Origin of the sequence: Flavicella sp., from assembly GCF_029238425.1 — a bacterium.
In the GTDB taxonomy this organism is placed as follows: Bacteria; Bacteroidota; Bacteroidia; order Flavobacteriales; family Flavobacteriaceae; genus Flavicella.
Genome location: NZ_JAQWGB010000075.1, coordinates 1 through 1739, shown reverse-complemented (window position 1 = coordinate 1739; position 1739 = coordinate 1). Strand labels below are relative to the sequence as shown.

Annotated in this window: 2 protein-coding genes; one reads left to right on the top strand and one right to left on the bottom strand. The window is 32.9% G+C overall.

Annotated elements, in window-relative coordinates; genetic code table 11:
- On the top strand, window positions 1–1392 hold a 1392-nt coding region (locus P8H68_RS05525), incomplete at its 5' end, for a hypothetical protein (RefSeq protein WP_300322384.1).
- Here P8H68_RS05525 and P8H68_RS05520 read toward each other — a convergent pair.
- The coding region (locus P8H68_RS05520; RefSeq protein WP_300322383.1) for an NAD(P)/FAD-dependent oxidoreductase at window positions 1389–1739 on the bottom strand (351 nt) is incomplete at its 5' end. The genes P8H68_RS05525 and P8H68_RS05520 overlap by 4 nt on opposite strands.

Here is a 1739-nt window from a genome sequence, read left to right as displayed (position 1 = left end):
GGACAATACAATCTTTCAGAGTCGAAAATATATTTTTCTGCTTCTTTCAGCGGTATCGATAATATTTACAGTTTGGACTTGACTGGAAATAGAAATTTGCAACAAATCTCATCTGTAGAAGTCGGAGCCTATTTTCCAGAGATCTCTATAGATGACAAAAAAATTATGTATTCTGAATTTACAACCAAAGGATACAAACTACATGAACAAAATTTACCATCTGAATTTAAACCCTATATAATTCCGAATTTAGAAATTGATAATTTTTACGACTTAAAAACGACAGAAATTGAACATGCCATCTTAGACTCTATACCTGAAAGAGAGTACAAAATTAATGATTACAAAGGATTTTTTAAAGGCACAAAATTGCATAGTTGGGGATTGACAACCTCAACCACTTCTGCCAACACCCTAGGAGCCAATGTTCAGTTTCAAAATATTTTAAATGATTTTAGAGGAAATATAGCTGTTTTGCATAACCTCAACGAAGGAACTAATAGTTTACGTGCGAATCTCGGATATGGAAAAGGTTTATTTAGCTGGAATATAAAAACAGCGACACTGAAAAGAAATTCAACTTATGGCGCAAATGGAATAGCATACGCTTCAGAATTTAATGAATTATTCTACGGAGGTGGTTTTTCAATCCCGCTTTCTCGATTCAAAGGAAACTATTCCCAATCTTTTGAATTTGAAACAAATTATATCCAACACGACACGTACAACTATGATATCTCTAAAAACATCATATTAAACTTTGGAGCCATAGAATCAAGTATCACACTTTCTAATATCAGAAGGACAGCCTTGCAAAATGTAGCTCCTAGATGGGGACAATATCTCAATTTCAATTACAATAAAAGCATCTCAGAGGTAACTGCTGAAAAAATATCTTTCAGTAGTATATTTTTCTTTCCAGGATTATCCAAAAACCATAGTTTCAACATTATTTTTAACGGACAAAAAGAACTTCTTGAAAACCAATATAGATACTCAGACACATTTAGATATGCGAGAGGTTATAATGGTATTTCAAACGATCAAGTAGTAAAATTTTCTGCGAATTATGAACTTCCCTTAGTTTATCCAGATTTTGGAATTTGGGGACTGACCTACTTTAAAAGAATTCGTTTCAATGCATTTTTTGATGCCAGTAGTATAGACACTAAAACCTATGGAATAGACGATTCAGCATTCGATCCTGTTTTAACAATCACTCCAAGCACACTACAACAAAACTCAGTTGGTGCAGAATTAATTTTCGATAATATTTATTTCAATATTGCTCCTGTAGCACTTGGGTTTCGCGAAAGTTTTTTATTGAACAATAATATTAGCAATCCGACTAGAACAAGTGCATTTGAGCTATTTATTCAAATCGGTTTTTAATTTTCACCCAACACATTCCCAATGATATAACCACCAGTCCAAGCATTCTGAAAATTAAAACCTCCAGTTACCGCATCTATATTTAAGACCTCACCAGCAAAAAACAAGTTTGAATGTAGCTTGCTTTCAAATCGTTTGAAATTAATTTCTTTTAAAGTAATACCACCTGCAGTAACAAACTCATCTTTAAAAGTACTTTTACCACTTGCTTTAAAAACAGCTCTTGACAATTGAATTGCTATTTCTTCCAAATCTTTATTACTCAAATCAGCCCATCTACTTGTAGGATTTACTCCAACTGTAGTTACAAAACGTTCCCATAATCTTTTTGATATCGGTTCGAACGG